Annotated in this window: 10 protein-coding genes and 1 pseudogene; 7 read left to right on the top strand and 4 right to left on the bottom strand. The window is 63.5% G+C overall.

Features of this window, described 5'->3' with window-relative positions; all coding sequences use genetic code 11:
* The first annotated feature begins 228 nt into the window (after positions 1-228).
* The 4 genes from NKI58_RS31065 (at position 229) to NKI58_RS31080 (ending at position 3,369) form a co-directional block, all read left to right on the top strand.
* On the top strand, positions 229-828 hold the full coding sequence (locus tag NKI58_RS31065; protein WP_023674002.1) for an OsmC family protein: 600 nt from the start codon (positions 229-231) through the stop codon (positions 826-828).
* A gap of 106 nt (positions 829-934) precedes the next feature.
* Entirely contained in the window at positions 935-2,161 is a 1,227-nt protein-coding gene (locus NKI58_RS31070; RefSeq protein WP_352640872.1) for an NAD(P)-binding domain-containing protein, read from the top strand.
* Positions 2,162-2,284: 123 nt separating this feature from the next.
* Entirely contained in the window at positions 2,285-2,542 is a 258-nt protein-coding gene (locus NKI58_RS31075) for a YjiS-like domain-containing protein (RefSeq protein WP_198023510.1), read from the top strand.
* A complete protein-coding gene (locus NKI58_RS31080) occupies positions 2,539-3,369 on the top strand; it encodes an alpha/beta fold hydrolase (protein WP_352621159.1) in 831 nt (276 codons plus the stop codon). Before NKI58_RS31075 ends, NKI58_RS31080 begins: the two co-directional genes overlap by 4 nt.
* Before the next feature lie 63 nt (positions 3,370-3,432).
* Here the strand turns inward: NKI58_RS31080 and NKI58_RS31085 are convergent, their stop codons facing one another.
* The 4 genes from NKI58_RS31085 to NKI58_RS31100 all read right to left on the bottom strand — a co-directional run bounded on the left by NKI58_RS31085 (position 3,433) and on the right by NKI58_RS31100 (position 12,910).
* Entirely contained in the window at positions 3,433-7,866 is a 4,434-nt protein-coding gene (locus tag NKI58_RS31085; protein WP_352825798.1) for an alpha/beta fold hydrolase, read from the bottom strand.
* 520 nt (positions 7,867-8,386) lie between these two features.
* Entirely contained in the window at positions 8,387-9,880 is a 1,494-nt protein-coding gene (gene cysK, locus NKI58_RS31090) for a cysteine synthase A (protein ID WP_352854198.1), read from the bottom strand.
* Positions 9,881-10,009: 129 nt separating this feature from the next.
* Entirely contained in the window at positions 10,010-11,314 is a 1,305-nt protein-coding gene (locus NKI58_RS31095) for an MFS transporter (RefSeq protein ID WP_352827899.1), read from the bottom strand.
* Between the two features lie 258 nt (positions 11,315-11,572).
* Entirely contained in the window at positions 11,573-12,910 is a 1,338-nt protein-coding gene (locus tag NKI58_RS31100; protein ID WP_352590167.1) for an aminotransferase-like domain-containing protein, read from the bottom strand.
* A gap of 109 nt (positions 12,911-13,019) precedes the next feature.
* On the opposite strand from NKI58_RS31100, the gene NKI58_RS31105 reads away from it, so the two are divergent.
* The 3 genes and pseudogenes from NKI58_RS31105 to NKI58_RS31115 form a co-directional block, all read left to right on the top strand.
* Entirely contained in the window at positions 13,020-13,994 is a 975-nt protein-coding gene (locus tag NKI58_RS31105; protein WP_352790159.1) for a substrate-binding domain-containing protein, read from the top strand.
* Between the two features lie 72 nt (positions 13,995-14,066).
* Positions 14,067-14,897 (top strand): ABC transporter substrate-binding protein, encoded by an 831-nt coding sequence (locus NKI58_RS31110; RefSeq protein ID WP_502897053.1) that lies wholly within the window; start codon positions 14,067-14,069, stop codon positions 14,895-14,897.
* A gap of 8 nt (positions 14,898-14,905) precedes the next feature.
* A pseudogene (locus NKI58_RS31115) lies at positions 14,906-15,695 on the top strand (amino acid ABC transporter permease); the annotation flags it as partial.
* Positions 15,696-15,781 lie beyond the last annotated feature (86 nt).

A 15,781-nucleotide genomic window follows, 5' to 3' on the forward strand; every position in this document is an offset into this window, starting at 1 on the left:
TTTTGACGCCTTCTCGGCGCTGCGGGAGATCGCGGTGTCGCGGGAAGCAAGCGTTTGAAGGCCCGTCGTTTCGCTGATTACGGTCCTGGCGCTGTTCACTACCGGCTGACGCAAAAAACCTCTCGTTTTCCCACTGTTGTTCCCACTGCACGTCAAACGCTGCCGGCCGAGGTTTAGCCGTCCGGGGCGATCCCGGTCGCGCAACATCCGAACCCAGGAGTGAATGACATGCAGGACGATACAATGGTCATGGAAAAGGCTTCCGTTAAGAAGGCGTCGCGAGAGCCGAGGAACGGCGTCAATACGCCCACCCTTCTGGCCACTATCAATGCCGTCGCGGGCCAGCCGGAGCTTGCCAAGTTCCAGTTCCGGGCCAAGAGCCGCTGGATCACCGGCACGCACAGCCGCAGCACGATGGCCAACTTCTTCGGCGCTGGCGCCGAGCAGCCGCATGTGACGGCATACCAGGCCGACAGCGATCATCCGGCGGTCCTGTGCGGCGAAGACAACGGCCCGACGCCGGTCGAATACCTACTCCACGCGCTTGCTTCCTGCCTCACCGCCGGCATCGCGAACATCGCGGCCGCGCGCGGCGTGACGCTGCATGAGGTGGAATCGACCGTCGAAGGCGACATCGACCTTCGCGGCATCCTCGGCATCTCCAACGAAGTCCGCAACGGCTACCAGGGCATCCGTATCTCCTTCAAGATCAAGGGCGATGCTTCGGCTGAGAAGCTCGAGGAAATCGTAATGCAGTCGCGCGCCCGTTCCGCGGTGTTCGACGTGCTGACCAACGGCGTGCCGGTCTCGGTTGCCGTGAAGGGCTGATCTCCAGTTCGGAAGAGCAATATCGCCGGCCTCGTCCCGTAAAAGGATGGCGCCGGCGATCTCGTACCCCTGCTTACAAGGCGCGAATTCCATGCGACGCACAGACGTGGCCGTTATCGGCGCCGGACAGGCGGGTTTAGCCATGAGCCGGTGCCTGTCCGAGCGCGGGGTCTACCACGTCGTGCTGGAGCGCGGCCGCATCGCGGAGCGCTGGCGCAGCGAACGGTGGGATTCGCTGCGCCTGCTGACGCCCAACTGGATGACACGCCTGCCCGGCGGCGGTTATCGCGGAGCCAATCCCGACGGCTTCATGACAATGGCCGAGACGGTGGGGTTCCTAGAGGATTACGCGTGCTCGATCACCGCACCGGTGGAGGACGGTGTGGAGGTGCTTTCGACCGAAAGGGTCGACGGAGGCTTCCGGCTGCTGACCGATCGCGGCCAATGGAGCGTGCGTGCGGTCGTGGTCGCGACCGGATACAGCGACCGGCCACGCATTCCGCCACTAGCAAAGCAGATCTCCTCCCGGATCAGGCAGGTCGTGCCGCGGGACTATCGCAATCCTCAGCACCTGCCCCAGGGTGGCGTTCTCGTGGCCGGGGCCTCGGCGACCGGCATACAACTTGCGGAGGAGATCAATCGCTCCGGACGCCCGGTGACCCTGTCGGTCGGCAGTCATACACGCCTACCGAGGCTTTACCGCGGGCACGACATCCTGTGGTGGCTCGACCGGCTGGGAATGCTTGCCAAGCCTGTCGCTGAAGTTCCGGATCTCACCGCGGCACGGCGGCAGCCCTCCCTGCAGCTGATAGGCACACCCGAGCGCAGGACGCTCGACCTTGCCGGTCTTCGGGAGCAAGGCATTCGTCTTGTCGGTCGAGCGGCTGCCGCCTGCGATACACGCATTCGGTTCAACGGCGATCTCGCCGAAACGACCATGGCGGCGGAACGCAGGCTGAGGCGCGTGCTGGCCAATATAGACCGCGCGGCCGCCGGCGATGGCCTCTACTCGATCGATCCCGGTTCCATTCCGAGCCTGATCCTGAGCGCCGAGGCGACCGAAATCGACCTCATCGACCAGGGTATCCAGACGATCATATGGGCTACCGGCTATCGCCGGGAATACCCATGGCTGAAGCTGGATGTGTTCGACGCCCGGGGCGAAATCCTGAACGATGGCGGCGTCTGCGCGTATCCGGGACTCTACGTGCTCGGCCTCAATTTCATGCGCCATCGAAGCTCCAGCTTCCTCGACGGCGTCGGCCGCGATGCGGAGGCGCTGGCGGCTCACCTGGCAATGTTTCTCGACGTCTCCCGCCGAGCAGCGGCCTGACCGCCGAATACAACGCTAGCGCGGCAAAAATCGACGTTGCCTTCAACGATGAAGCTCACGGCGGACAACGACAAGGGCTCACTGGCGCCGTAGTCAGCGCCCGCAACCATGGAGAAAATCAAAATGAGTGAAATGGTGAACCCATCCCTGTGCCTCACCAGAACGCGAGGTTTGCGCTGGGCTGGCGGAACAATGTTGGCCGCAGTCTGGCGTTTCATTCGTATCCAACGGGACCGTAGACAGCTTTATGAGTTGCCGGACTACATCTTGCGCGACATCGGCATCACCCGCTTCGAGATCAACTGGATCACTTCGTTTGCCGGGCGTGATCCCAGCCGCCGCACGCGTTTTTTGAGGGCGGAGGAGGGCGGGGCTCGATGATTGCCGCATCGACGTCCCACGTCTCGCATAGGGCGTGCCAGGCACCGCTTGTCATCGCCCTGCACTGCTCAGGCGGCAGCGGACGGCAATGGCGCAGCCTGGCGGAGCGGCTCGATGACAGCTACCGGCTCATCGCACCCGATCTGATCGGGGCGCCGGGCGGCGGCACCTGGACTGGTGCCGGCGCTTTCCATCTGACCGACGAAGCCGCCGGTATCCTGGAGATGATCGACCACCATGACGGGCCTGTGCATCTTGTTGGCCATTCCTATGGTGGTGGATTGGCCCTGCATATAGCAGCGGTGCGTCCAGACCGGCTGGCCAGCCTCTCCCTTTATGAGCCGTCTGCCTTTCACCTGCTGCGCGAGCTGGACTGTGAAGGCCACGAGGCGCTCGGCGAAGTCTTGGCGATCGCAGGCACCGTCCATGACGGCCTGATCAACGGCAGTTACCTGACCGCGACAGCTCATTTCATCGACTACTGGGGTGGGGCCGGCATCTTCGCCGCGATGAAGCCGGAACTTCAGGCTGCACTCGTGCGGTTTCTGCCGAAGGCCAGCCTGGACTTCCACGCATTGATCCATGAATCGACGCCAGCAAGCGAATATGCCCGATTTGGCTTTCCGGTCTTGGTATTGCGCGGCGAATTTGCACCAGTTCCGACGCGGCTCATCGCCCGCGAACTCGTTTCCCGCGTTCCGGCCGCAATCGGGGCGATTGTTCCTGGCGCCGGACATATGGGACCGCTGACCCACGCAGACGTGGTGGCGGATCGTTTGGTCCGGCAGATATCGTTCCATGACACCGCGGGGTCGCGAGCTGCGTGACCGCGGCTTGCTTGCCCTACAGGCAGCGCAAACCTTCGAAGCAGATCCCTGGATGCGGAGGGATCAAGCCGTAACCGCCATGGGAACGCGATCGGGCAGGACACTTCCGGTCGGCTCTTCCATGCCGGAGAAATCCTCCCGCATCTGCATTTCTGTGTAGAGCTTGGCCGCTTGCGCGAGAGTTGCATCCGCGCCAGCAATCTTGCCGCGCCGCTTCGCGAGCCCGAGAGCTAGCAAGGAGCGGGCAAGCTCCGGCCGCAATTCAACCCGCCTGGCAAGATTGCAGGCCTGTTCGAGCCAGCCAATGGCCGATCTGGAAGGCTTCAGCTCGGCAAGGCCGCGCAGTACGATGATCTCGCTCCACGGATCGCCGCGTCCCCGCGCAAGCTCGAGCGCATGGCCGAGATTGGCCGCAGCTTCCGGCTCACAGAGGCGCGCACGCACGCATGCGAGCACCGCGCGCGCGTGACATTCGAACTGGGCAAGATCGAGCCGCTCAGCCTCGGTCACCGCCATTTCCAAGGTGGCGCCCGCGTCGTGGTTGCGGCCGAGCAGGAATTCCGCATGCCCGAGCACGGTCAACAGCCATGGCCGGAGTAGGATAGATGCGCTGGTAGCGGCTTCGGAGGACCACAATTGCAGCGCCTCGACAAGCGCCGGCTCGGGGCCGCGCAGGACGCCCACCACACCGGTGAAATAGGCGGCCGCGCAGCTATCGATCGGGCGCGCCACTTCGGCGGCGACCTTCTGCAGTTCGGCAAGCGAACGTTCCGCATCATCGAACCGGCCAAGGCGTGCTTCCGCCTGCGCGCGGTGCCCCAGGTACCAAACCGCACGCGCACCGAGCTGTCCGAAACGCTCCAGACGCCAAGCTTTGGTGAACCTCTCCTCATGCGGAACAAGCCGCTCCAGCACCTGCCGCGCCTCGCTGCGGATCAGAAGCGCCTGTGAGGCGGCCAGGTCCGACTCGCTTATGCAGCGCTGCACGCCATTTGCCGTCGCGCCGCGCTTGAGTGTGTCGGCCGGTTCCAGCGCCTCCTCGTAGCGGCCGTGGGAGCTGTTGAGATAGCTCAAGTGGAGCAACACGTCGGAGATGAGTTGCGGATCGCCCAGTTCCATGGCCAGTTCGCGCGCTTCCAATAGCTGCGGCAGCGCCTTCCGATAGGCACCCAGGGCGCCGTAGGCGGGCCGCATCCGCACCCGCAGGTTGATCGCCTGGGCGAGGGTTTTCGGATTTCGGGGCAGCGCGGCGACTGCTTTGCGGGCGTTTTCGAGGAACTGGACCGCGGCGGAATAGGCCGAGCGTTCCTCGGCCCGGCCCGCCGCTTGCAGCAGATAATCCGCGGCCGGTTCCCAAGCCTCGGCACGAAGCGCGTGTTCGGCCAGTTCCTCGATGTGGTGGTTCAGCGATCCGGCATAGAGTCTGTCCATCGCAACCAATGCAGCCCGATGCAGCCTTTTTCGGTCCTCCGCCAGGAGAGATTCGTAGGTCACCTTGAGCGTCAACGCGTGCTTGAACGTATACTCCACGTGAGGATAGCTCTGGACCTCGAACAGGAATTCCAAACTCTGCAGTTTGGCCAGGCATACCCCCAGCTCCGCCTCCGAGAGCGGCGAGAGCGCCCTCAGCAGGGGATACGGAACATTCTTGCCGATAACCGAAGCGAGTTGGAGTGCCTGCCTTTCCGAGTCACCCAGCTGCTGGATACGTGCGGCGATGAGCGATTGAACTGTCGACGGGATGGTGATGGAATCCACTGGCCTCTTGAGCTCGTAGCGGCCGGACTGGCCGGCAAGTGCACCGTCCGCAACCAATCCGCGCACCATTTCTTCCAGGAATAGCGGCGTGCCCTCGGCCCGCTCGGCAAGCGATTGCCGCAGTTCCCCCAAGCTGGGATCGGATCCCAGCAATTCGGTGAGGAACTGCTCCATTTCGTCCCGCGCGAACCGCTCCAACCTTATCTGCTGGAAATAGCCGCGGCGGTTCCATTCGTGTCGGTACTGCGGCCTGTAGGTGGCGAGCAGCATGATACGGTTGGCGCCCATGACCTCGACCAGCCTGTTCATTACGGCCTCGCTCTCGGCATCGATCCAGTGCAGATCCTCGATAAGCACGGCTACGGGCGAGGCCCGGCTCAAGGCAACGAGAAATGCGCTCATCGCCTCGGATACCCGTGAGGTCCGCTCCCGCGCATCGAGATGCCACCAGGAAGAATCGTCGACCGGCAGGTCCGCGAGGAAGGAAAGCGGCGCCGTATGACTTGGATCCAGGTCCAGTTCAGCCCGTTTGAATGCAAACAGGCGCTGGGCTTCCGCCAAGCCGTCTTCGCCACGAATGCCACAAGCCGAGAGCAGCAGCTTCTTTACAGCACCCAGAGTAACTGATGAATCAAACTCCAGACCGCCACATTCAAGCACAGTAAAACCGGCCACCTCGTCGAGGGAGAGAAATTCATGGGCAAGCCTCGACTTGCCCATGCCGGCGTCGGCGACGATCCCGGCGACCTGGCCGTGGCCCTCCCTGACCCGGCGCCAGATTGCAAGAAGGATTTTCAGCTCGAGCTCGCGCGCCACCAGTCCGGTGAGGCCGCGATTGGCCCTCAGGTGCCAGCGCGACAAAGCGTGATTTTCGCCCAACAGCTCGTAAATGCGTTCCTCGTGGCCAAGTTGCGGATGCTCCGAATGCGCTAAGCGGTGCATCTGCACATAGCCCCCGGCGGCTGCGCGCGCCCGGCCTGTCGCGGCGATCGTCGCACGGTGCAAGGCACGCATCAGCCGGTTGGCCGCACGCGGCGCGGCTCCGGCCAGTTCAACCTTGCTGGCTTTGGTCGTCCATTGCTGCCGCACGATCACCTCGCCGGTGTCTATTCCGGCCCTCAACTGGATCCCGCCCTGGGAAAGCTCCTCCACTGCCAGCTTGGCCGCAAGCGCGGCGCGGCATGCAAGATAAGCGTGATCCTCGGTGGCGCGAGCGAGGCCGAATGCTGCGGTGATTGTCCCGTCAGCAGCCGACGTGACGACGCCGCCATGGCTCTCCACGACGTCTATCACCCGATCCTCGACGGGCTGGAATTCGCGGATCGCCACTTCCGGATCCTCCGTTTCGAGGAGATGCATGGGACTGACCACTTCCGCGGCCAGCACTGTTATGTATTGCCGAGAGCGGTTGATTCCCAAGGACGCCGGAGGGCCTGCCAGTTGCTGCGTCTGTTCGGGGTCGGCAAGGAAACGACGCGTTTCGTCGACGAAGGTCGCGAATGCCGGTTCGTGGCCAAGCAGCACGTGGTTGACGCTGTCTAGCGCAACGAAACGCGCGCCGGGGATTTTCCCAGCCATCGCCTGGCCATGATCGAACGGAATGACCGCGTCTCCCGTAGCATGCATCACCAGGGTCGGGACGCGGACCCGCGGTAACAGCTCGTCAACGTCAATGACGGCGCCTTCCTCGAAGATGCGATGGGCAATCTCCGGCGAGACGGTATTGCGTTGCAACTCGTTATACCAATTCCTCTGTTCCGGCGTTGCTTCCGGAATGAAGAGGGAGGTGAACATTTGCCGGAACACCGGGTCGTCTTGGCCCCAGCCTTCCTGAATCAGCGCTCCCATCGCTTCGCGGCGCGCTATTTCGCGCTGATTGCCCCGTTTGCGCCAACCTTTGGTGAATCCGCCATACAGCACCATCCCCGCCACACGCTCTGGATGCCGGACGGCATAGGCTATCGAAACGGCGCACCCCTGGGAAATGCCAAGCAGGGAAACGCGGCGCAGACCAGCGGCATCGATGATGCTCTCCAGGTCGGCAACCATGGCCTCGAAGGACAGGTCGGCGGGATACCGGTCCGACAGGCCGTTGCCGCGCTGGTCGTAACGTATCAGCTGGTAGTGCGCGGAGAGGCCCTCGATCCAATGCTTCCACACCGGACTGTCCCATTCGAGCTCGAGATGGGACATCCAGTGGGCGGCCCTTACCAAAGGGGGGCCTTGACCACTCAAGGAATAGGCCAAGCGCGCGCCGTCGGGCGTCGTGCACCGGCGAATCTCCTGCGCAAGGATTCGCTCCGGCGGAGAGGCAAGCTGTATCTCCGACGCAGGCAAAACACGCGTCGGAGGGACGTTCTCATCGGCGGGAGCGACCCCGATGTCGCTACTCGAAGCGCGGCTCTGGACCATGGCGGATTGCCGTGCTGCCTCGCTCAGCCGGCGGATGTCCGCTCGAAGAGCCTCGTCCCCAGGCTCCAACCCGTCCAGGACATGCGCGTACGGAAGTGCCCGCGCCGGCTCAAGCCGGTCGACGAGCACCCGAAGGATGCGCAGATGCGTCACGTGCAGTTCGTCGGCGGTCGCAATGCGCCAGGCTTCGAATTCCGGACAGCGCGGCAGTGAAAGATCATCCAGGAAACGGCCGCGGAACGCTCCGGCGAGGGCCTCCAGTTTCTCCGGTCCGAGAGCCTCTATGTCACGACCGCCGAGGCCCCGGAGCGGCGCGATGTCCAGCACGACTTCGCTGGTGTTCAGGCGAACTGCGTTGCGGTCGGCTTGCAGGATCTCGCCGTTCCCGAGGTCGACGACCTGTCGGATCTTCGAGAGACTCCAGCGCAGGGCGCCGCGAGGATCGTCCGGTACCTCCCAGAACATCTCGCAAAGGCGCTCGCGCCGCTGCGGGCGCTCTACGAGCGCAAGATAGGCCAGTAGCGCCCGCGTCTTTTTCGAAGGCGGCAAGGAAACGACCTCGCCAAGGCGAAGGACGGTCAGACCTCCGAGAACGCGAATTTCGAGCGACACTTTGCCAATCCCAGTCGCTGCTAAATTAGCCATGGATTGTATCAAGTCCGTGCCGTTGCCGAAAGCGTTCGTTTCCGGAAGCGTGAGGTTTCCGCCTGCGCTCTGATTTGCCTTCCCTTCGTGGGAAGGCCGACACGGACAAGTCCACATGAATGCCGAGCCGGAACGGGATCACGCCCGTTCCGGCTCGCTTTGATGGTGGCGACCGCACTCTGAAAGGCCCGGAGGCGGGGTCTCACGCTGCCGCGCGCACCCATCGGGGCAGCAGGCTCTCGGGATTTGCGCATGCGCCGGGCGTGTAGTTTGCGCCAACGAACTCCAGCCGGGCGGCGAGCGTGCCGTCCCGCCAGGCCGCAAGCGTCTCCATGCAGCCACCGATATGCTTGCCGCCGACAAAGACCTGCGGAATTGTAGGCGAACCGATCCGGGCCCTCAGAGCCTTGCGGATTTCCCCGTCCCGGCCGTTCTTCTGGAATTCCGGAGCATCGATGTCGATGGACCTGTAGACGATTCCGGCACGGTCGAAGAGCTTTCTTACCGTCCAGCAGAATTCGCACCATGTCAGGGCGAATATGACCACCGGATGCTCCGCATCATAGATCGCCTCATCGACAAACGCATGCGCCGACTGATCGATTTGGATTTCGTTCACGGGCGCCGATGAAAGGGCGAAGGACGGCGGCCGGTCGAAGCGGTAGCCGGGTGTGGAGCGAGAGATCGCCTCTTCGGCCGGCGACATTTCCTCGCTGATGTGATCGAACAGGATCGTGCTGAGATACCGCTCGCCCGTGTCAGGCAACATACACAGCACGTTCCGGTCCGGTCCGACGCGTCGAGCGATTTCCAGTGCGCCGCTCAAGGTAGCCCCGCCGGAGATCCCCGCCAGTATTCCTTCTTCCGTCGCAAGCCGGCGCGCAGCTTCCAAAGCGCTGGCGCCTGAAACCGGCAAGATTTCGTCCACAAGATCGTCAGCCATCGCGTTGCCGACGATCTGCGGAATGAAATCAGGGCTCCAGCCCTGCATCGGGTGTGGCCGGAAGCGAGTGTGCGCCCGAGTGGGCAGTCCGTGTTCGTCGAAAGTTTGGGGAATGCCACTCGACAGCAGCGCCGAATTGTCGGGCTCGCAGACGATGATCCGCGTTTGCGGGCGCTCGCGCTTGAGTACTCGCGCCACACCGGCCAGCGTTCCGCCGGTCCCGGTGCCGGTGACCCAGTAATCGAGTGGACGGTCCTGGAACGCCGCGAGGATTTCGAGCGCTGTCGTGCGGGCATGGACATCGGCGTTGACGGGCGTCTCGAATTGCCGGCAGAGGAACCAGCCGTGCGCTCCGGCCAGCTCGACCGCCTTGGCGAGCATGCCGCTGCCGCGCTCGACGGCAGGGGTCAACACGACCTTGGCACCGAAGAAACGCATCAGCTTGCGGCGTTCGAGGCTGGCGTTCTCCGGCATGACGATGACGAGAGGATAGCCTTTCCGCGCGCAAACCATGGCAAGTCCGATGCCCGTGTTGCCGCTCGTCGCCTCGATCACCGTCAGGCCGGGCCGAAGTGCACCCGAACTCTCCGCTTCTTCGATGATCGCGGCGGCAAGACGGTCCTTGACCGAGCCGCCAGGATTGAACGCCTCGATCTTGGCATAGAGCGAAGCGGCACCATTGTTGATGCGGGAAAGGCGGACGACCGGCGTGTCGCCGATCGTGTCGAGAATGCTGTCGTAAATACTGCTCATCTCAGCTGTCCTTGCCTGGTGATGACGGTGCTCCGCCCTCTTCGATCTCTAAGGTTGGCAGGAAGGCCGTGGTTTGCAGCGTTCGAACCAACGTGGAATTAAATGGATTTCGACGTTTGAATCAGCGGCTCATCGCAGGACCGGCAAGGCGGCGCATAATGGGACCTGCGCTCTTGCGCCGGATGATGCCGCCAATACGCCCAGAACCACGAGATTGGCCGCGCCTGCGACAGATGCCACCAGGAAAGCGCGCCCATAGCTGCCGAAGCTGTCATAGACGAAACCGCCGAAATAGCCGGCCACGCCCATGCCCAGCCAGGCGACCAGCATGACGATGCCGAGTGACTGGCCAAAGCGTTCGGCTGGCGCAAACTGGCGCACGCAAAGGATCAGGCACGTCATGTTTCCGGCGAAGCCGAAGCCGAAAACCGCCGACAGCGCCAGCAGGCTCAGCTGCTGGTCCAGCGCGGGAAAAATCGCAACGCATGCCGTCTGAATAAACGACGCCAGGGCATAGGCGGCAAGATTGCTTGTCCGGTCGGCGAGGAGCCCGAACGCGATCCGCCCGACGGCGCCGAACAGCATGGCGGTCAGCAGGCTGAGCGATCCGACATCCGAAGACCCGCACACAGCCGTGACGAAGCTCGTGAGGTGCATCAGCGGGACGCCCATGCAGGCGCAGCAAAGGAAGGCTGCAGCTGATAGCAGCGCCACCGGAGAAAGCCGGCCACTTTGGAACCCTGGCTTTGCTGAAAAACGCACCGGCGCGGGAAGGACCTCACCGACGGGCGGCGCCTGAACCGCCGGCATGAAGATCGCCAGCGCAGCCATCGTCGCCACAGCCATGATCGCGTATGCGAGGCGCCAGCCGACGCCGTCGATCAAGGCATTTGCAGCGTAGGGCATTATGCCCTGGCCCAAGGCTCCGCCTGCTGTGACGATCCCTATCGCCAGGCCGCGGCGGCGGTCGAACCAGAGTCCGGTCACTGCAAGTACCGGCGCGTACAGACAGGCAAAGCCTAGCCCGCCCAAAGCGAAGTTGGCCGCATAGATCTGCCAGAGCGAAGTGGCGGAGGAAAGCGCGGCGAGCGCGATCACCATGCCAGCTGAGCCGATGAATAGCAGGCTTTTGACATTCAGGCGGTCCGACAGCCGGCCCCAGAACAGCCCGCCCAACGCCATGCCGACGCTTGATAGCGTGTAGGCAAGGCTGATGTCGGCTCGCGACCAGCCAAACTCCGCCTCAAGCGGTCTGATGAAGACGGATGTCAGCGCCAGGCTGCCAAATCCGAACGCCATGGCGGTCGTGGCGCCGGCCGCAGCCAACAGGCCGCGTAGCCGTATTGCGCCGTCCCGAACCTCCCTGCCTCCAGTTGGTGGTGATTGACGATTCGACATGTTTCTGCCCTCGAAGGACCTCTTCGAAACTGTCATCGGCCAGCGGTATGGAAGCAGGCGTGTGCGTCAGCGTGGAAAGCTCCAACGCGGGCCGTGGAAACGCCCCGCCTAAGCTTGCAGCCTCCTCTCGGTGAACGGCGGATCAGGGAGATCTTATGATCATCGCCAGCGCCACCATGACGGACTGGTTGACGCCGAGCATGATCTCGGGACCGGCCAGCGGCAGTTGAACGCGAAAGAAGACAGGGTCTGTATATGGCCAGTCGCCAACTATCCGTCGGAGTAGCTGACCCTTTAGCTAACCTCCCGCGCCGGATCGGCTGCCAGCGCCAGGGAATTTGCGACGTGCTCGAGGTGCTCCTCGTCCAGAATGCTGGTCGCGACGCGGACAGCGTTCGTTTTTCCCGTCGAAAACTTCGCTCCGGCATGGACCGCGATGCCGTGGGCGGCCAGCGTGACCATCGCGTAAGGTTCCGAAGCAACCGGAATGAGGACGCTGAGACCGTGTCCGGCGTCGATATCGACATTGCGTTTGGCCAGTTCGCCGGCGAGCCGTTCGCGACGGCCGCGGTATACCTCCTTCGCCTGCTCCACCAGGGCGGCCGTGGCCGCGTCTTGCAGCAGCCAGGCGGTGGCTGCCTGCAGGATGCGGCTGGTCCATCCCGAGCTGAAGCTGCGGTAGGACTGGATCTGCTCGACGATCGTCGCCGATCCGGACAGCACGGCGAGCCGCAGATCCGGGCCGTGGGTCTTGGAATAGGACAGGATATGGACGACGCGATCGGGAAAACGCCGGCCAAGCGAAATACGCGGCGCCGAGGCAATATCGCCGACGCCGTCATCTTCGACAATCAGCACGTCGGTGCCGGCGAGCAGGTCGCCGATGACTTCCAGCCGCGCCGACGACATGCAGGCGCCGGTAACCGAATGGACGCGCGGCTGGAACAGGAACGCGACGGGCCGCTGCCGCAGAGCGTTGGCAAGTGCATCCGGCAAGGGACCGTCGCTGTCGCAGTCTACCGGGATGATCGGCACATCGAGATCCTCGAGGATGTCGAGCAGGCGAAGCGCCGTCGGGTTCTCGATGGCCACCGGCGCCCCCGGCGGGACCAGCGCATGCAGCAAGGTGTAGATGGCGTTGTAACCGCCATTGGTGGCCAGGAACGCGCCGGGATCGTACGGCCATGACGGGCGCACTGCGGCCTCCAGCTCGGGCAGGATGCGCACCCGCTCGTAGCTGTTGAGCTTTTCGGCGCGCGCACCATGCGCCAGCGCGATGTCGAGCGGCGGCAAGAGCCTCACATCGGGCTCCGCGATCGCCAGGTTCAGAACATCCTGTCCGTAATTGCCGCCGCTCATGTGGCGCTCGGGCCGGGCGGCAAAGCGGTTGCCCATGATCCAGGTGCCGTTGCGTCCGCGGCCGCCGATGATCTTGTAGCGCCGCAACTCGCTCCACGCCTGCGAGACCGTCGCCGGGCTGACGCCAAGCACATAGGCCAGATCGCGCACCGGCGGAAGCTTTGCGCCGACAGGCAGCGCGCCGCTTCTGATCAGCGCACTGGTCTCGCGCGCGATGCCGCGCATCGTGCGGTCGCCAAGGCGATCAGCGAACCATCCTGCATCGAAATCCATCGGCACCCGCGACCATTAAAGCAAATGTTCAATAACATAATAACATTTGATCGGCCAAAAATAAACATTTACCAATCGCCGGTCAAACATAGCGTTGAAGTTCATGCGGATGCCCGTTTCCATCACTGTAGCCACCCGCGATTGGGACTATCTCACCCCTTTGGTGCTGGGTGACGTCACTTCGAGCCGCTTGTCGGTGAAGGTTGATCGCGTCGCCACGCTCATTCCGGACCTCGGTACCGATCCGAACTACGATGCGGCGGAGGTCTCATTCAGCCGTTATGTGTCGGCGATGGCTTCGGGCGTCGATACGGTGGTTGGATTACCGTGCTTCATCATGCGCGGCTTTCGCCATCGCTGCATCATAACGGTCGAGACCAGCCCGCTGGAACGGCTTTCCGACCTTGCCGGCAAACGCATCGGCGTGACCGGCTGGCGCGAATCCGGTAACACATGGACGCGCGCGGCGCTTCGCCGGGAAGGCGTCGGCGTCGAGGATGCCTATTGGTTCGCCGGCAGGCTGACATCGGGGCACCCGATCGCCGACCGCCTCGACGGATTCGGCAGGCCGGGGCGCATCGAAGCAGCACCGGGCGAGCGCCCGATGATGGAGCTGCTGGCGCAAGGCGAGCTCGACGCCGTTTTCACGCCCTTCATGCCGGACGGCTTTTTCGGCCCGGCTTCCGGCTTCCGGCAAGTGCTGCGCGATTTTCGCGCGGCCGAACGCGCCTATTTCGCCGACGTCGGTTATGTCCCGGGCATGCATCTGGTCGCCGTCAAGGCCGCCCTAGTCAGAGAGCGCCCCTGGCTGCCGCAGGAACTCGCCAGGCTGATCAACGAAAGCCAGCGCGTCTGGACGGCAAAGCGCCGAAAATATGCCGATACCTCGCCCTGGATCCTCGAGGAGCTGCTTCATGCGGGGCGCGACCTGCCTGCCTTCTGGAACGCCAGCGGCCTGCCGGCCAACCGGCGCATGATCGAGGATTTCGTCACCGAGCTCCATGCTCAGGGCATTCTGGCGGAACCGATTTCCGCCGAAGCCTTGTTTCCTTTCGAGGCCAGATCGCGGGCCACCGCAGCCTGACAACGCACAACGAAGAACACGAAGGAGAATGCCATGAGGACAATCAGCTTCATATTCGCCTCGCTCGTCACCATGCTGGCGCAGGCCAGCTTTGCCCAGGATATCCAGAAGCAATCGGTGAACGAGGATTTGCGGGCCCGGCTGCCGGAAGAGATCCGCGCGGCGGGAAAGATCACAGCCGTCAACAACGGCTCATTCCCGCCCTATGAGATCGTCACCGGCACCGAACTGTCGGGGGCGACCAGGGACATTTCCGACGCCATCGGCCAGCTGGTCGGTGTCGAGATCGATCATGCCTCGGTCGCCGGCCTGCCGGCTTTGCTGAGCGGCATCAATGCCGGCCGTTATCAGTTCGCGATGGGGCCTGTCGGCGACTATCCCGACCGGCAGAAATCCAACGACTTCATCGATTGGGTGCGCGAATACGTCGTCTTCGCCGTCGAGAAGGGCAACCCGCAAGGCATCACCTCGCTCGACACCGCGTGCGGCAAGCGCATCGCCGTCATGTCGGGTGGCTCGGCCGAAAAGGTCATCAAGCAGCAGGCGCAGAAATGCACCGAGGGGGGCAAGCCGGCCGTCGAGGTGCAATCCTTCACCGACCAGCCGAGCTCGATACTGGCCGTCCGGTCGAAACGCTCCGACGCATTCTTCTCCTCGCAGGCGCCGCTGACCTATTTCGTCGAGCAGGCGAAGGGCCAGCTGGAACTCGCCGGTGTCGGCCAGGCCAACGGCTTCAAGGACATCTATCAAGGCGCCGTCGTCAAGAAGGGCTCGCCGCTGGGCGGCGTGCTGCTCGACGCGTTCAAGATCCTGATGAAGAACGGCACCTACGCCGCGGTCATGAAGAAGTGGGGTCTCGAGAAGAACATGATCGATGCGCCAGGCATCAACCAGGGCCAGTAGAGGCTGCCATGACCGACGCCACCGCTGCCTACGCGGCCGGGCTGCCGCGACGTCCCGACGACGCGCTGCGCGACGTCAAACGAGCCCACCGGCCGTTTCCGCTCGTCCGGCTGGCGCTCTGGGCGTTCACCGTCGCCGTGGCAGCCGGCTTCGCCTATATCGTTGCAGTCAACCCGAATTTCGGCTGGCCGGTCGTCGCCCAGTATTTCTTCGATCCGACGGTCATGCAGGGGCTTTCCGTAACGCTCGGCCTGACGGTCGTGGCGATGATCCTGGGTATCGTGCTCGGCCTGCTGCTCGCCATCGCGCGCATGTCGACGGCTGGCATCCCTTCTCTCCGGCCTGTTCATCTGGTTCTTCCGGGGAACGCCGCTGCTGGTGCAATTGATCCTGTGGTACAACCTTTCGACGCTGTTTCCGCGCATTTCCATTGGCTTCGCCAGTTGGAACACCAACGACCTGATCACGCCTTTGACGGCCGCCGTTCTTGGTCTGGCGCTGAATGAGGCCGCCTACATGGCCGAGATCATCCGTGGCGGGCTATTGTCGGTGGACAAGGGACAGGCCGAAACGGCTGAAGCCTTCGGCATGACCCGCGCGCGGGCCTTGCGGCGCATCATCATCCCGCAGGCGATGCGGTCGATCGTGCCGCCGACCGGCAATCAGCTGATCAGCATGATCAAGGCGACGTCGCTTGTCAGCGTCATCGCCATGGCCGACCTACTCTACTCGGTGCAGTCGATCTACAACCGCACCTTCGAAATCATTCCGCTGCTGATGGTTGCAGTGCTGTGGTACCGTACGCCTCCGGCGAGGGCCGCCTTGCGGGAGCATGGCCCGGTAGCGAAGCTGCGCTCTTAAGGTCGTCCTTTCGAGCGTAGTTA

It is taken from the genome of Mesorhizobium sp. M0522, from assembly GCF_040321085.1.
GTDB lineage: Bacteria > Pseudomonadota > Alphaproteobacteria > Rhizobiales > Rhizobiaceae > Mesorhizobium.